The sequence below is a fragment of the Segatella asaccharophila genome (genome assembly GCF_054687055.1).
Genome location: NZ_BAACAN010000050.1, coordinates 1 through 1,945 on the forward strand (window position 1 = coordinate 1; position 1,945 = coordinate 1,945).

Annotated in this window: 2 protein-coding genes; both read right to left on the reverse strand. The window is 39.4% G+C overall.

Going from position 1 to position 1,945, the window contains the following annotated elements; translation table 11 throughout:
• Positions 1 to 97: 97 nt before the first annotated feature.
• Positions 98 to 343 (reverse strand): hypothetical protein, encoded by a 246-nt coding sequence (locus ACYRYG_RS13220; RefSeq protein ID WP_460198475.1) that lies wholly within the window; start codon positions 341 to 343, stop codon positions 98 to 100.
• Between the two features lie 922 nt (positions 344 to 1,265).
• Entirely contained in the window at positions 1,266 to 1,826 is a 561-nt protein-coding gene (locus ACYRYG_RS13225) for an AraC family transcriptional regulator (RefSeq protein ID WP_460198476.1), read from the reverse strand.
• Positions 1,827 to 1,945 lie beyond the last annotated feature (119 nt).

The window sequence follows — 1,945 nt, forward strand, 5'->3', positions numbered from 1 at the left end:
TCACTCAACTCCAAACTCAAGAGATTCAGAGCGCAACTACATGGAGTCTCTGATCTTCCCTTCTTCATGTATAGAGTTTCCTTAATCTTTGGGTAAACTAACACGGAACTATGCTGGTGCCCCCAAAAACACCCGTGATGAAACCTGAGGCCATAGGGCGGATTTCCACATCCTTGATCCCCTTGATCGTGGCCGGATAGGTGGTTTGCAAAGAAGCACTGGAAGCCTCTATTGTACATACGGGATACTCGTTGTTGCCAAACTGCAGGCCCTTCTTCTTTCCACCGCAGGCGACGAGGGTGGCAGCGAGAACTACAACGAATAAACAATCTTTCATTTTCATAACTATTCTACATTAAATATTCATCTTAGATAAAAACACCGCTTATACCAGTCTCCCTAAATAGTCGGCGGTAGAGAAAACTTTTCAGTGTAATCAAGTTTTCTATCCGCAAAGGTAGGAAATAATCCTTAACATCGTAACTCCTCAATTACACTTTTAACAAACTTTATTTCTAAAACCAGTTCATCCGTGACCCGCAGGAGGGGCACAGAACAAATTCCGACCTCAAATACTCGCAAAATGACCAATTTACCAATTAGTTAACCAGATAAAAGGGATGCAGTCACCTTGGAGATTATCAAGAACCGGTTCATTACCATGGCCATGTATCTGTTTCCATAATCAAATAGTCATCAGATCAAAGTCAATCCTCAGATTGATTAATTTGCAGTAAATAATCGTGACCAAAATGCACAATTTTGGGGGAGCAAAATGCACCATTTTGGTGGGGCGAAATGCACCATTTTGGTCACGATGAACTATGGTCCCAGAAGAGACCTTTCAAACCATTTTTTCTCATTTTATTTCATTCATTAATTAAGAAACAATCACAGTAAATCGAATCTGTGTTCTACTAAGAACTGTACAAAGTTAGTAATTCAAGACCAACTTTACAACCCTATTTCGGTAAACCTATCTGTTATTTCGGTAAACCTATATGTTATTATCGGTAAAGAGAAAACCAAGTGATTATGATTGTGACTTAATTCCGTAGTTCTTCTTCAATTAAGAAGAGCCGACTCACTTGACGGATTTATTTTTCTCTTTCCGATTCCGCATACAGAAAGAAAACAATTAATATTCCAGTGCCTGAAGTTTTACTCCTGTTGTGTCTATTCTCAGACTGGCCAGTGAAACATATCAAACTCCCAACAAGAATCTTATGGGATTGCTACCATAAAGATCGCAATCCCAAGTGTAATTAAATAATAGGTATATGAATTTCAGTCAGAAGTTTATCAGGAGGAGTACATTCCGGATCATTGGGATAGACCTCAAACAAAGGTCTCTCGTCTAACTTGTAATTTCCATCAGGAATATATTTACCGAAAATGGTATCATAGACCTTATCCAGTTGGTTGTAGGATCCCTGATAATGATATACCACATATCGGCCACCAGCAATTTCCTTAATGCCAATCTCACCCTTCGGCTCAATCTTAAACGGCAGCACAAGACAGATATCAGCTCTTCTCTTGTCGCAATCAGTCAATTTAGGATCATCATGATAGATCACAGCATGGGCAATTCTGCCATCCGCCAGCATCTGATGCACCTTATCTGAATCGATACCTTTTCCATTCCCCATCTCTTCAGAGAACTTACCAGACATACGGACATGGTTCCACAGTTTCTTCCATGCCATACAATAATCCAGTTTCTTATAGTCACCTATCAGAGAGATATAAATTGCCTGTTGAGGTTCCATATTGATGACATCACTAGATAACTCCATATTGGAGTTGATTTTTAACGGTTTCATTCGAAAATGTTTTTATTGCGAACAGCCTATAAATCGGCTATTCAGGTTTAACTTATTTGTTTTGACACAATAAAAGAATAAGCAGGCTGCGGTATGCTGTCTGCGGCTATTGGCTTAGG

Bases quoted from the DNA above. Each gene is read 5' to 3' on its own strand.
- ACYRYG_RS13220 (WP_460198475.1), bottom strand. From the start codon at position 343: ATGAAAATGAAAGATTGTTTATTCGTTGTAGTTCTCGCTGCCACCCTC.
- ACYRYG_RS13225 (WP_460198476.1), bottom strand. From the start codon at position 1,826: ATGAAACCGTTAAAAATCAACTCCAATATGGAGTTATCTAGTGATGTC.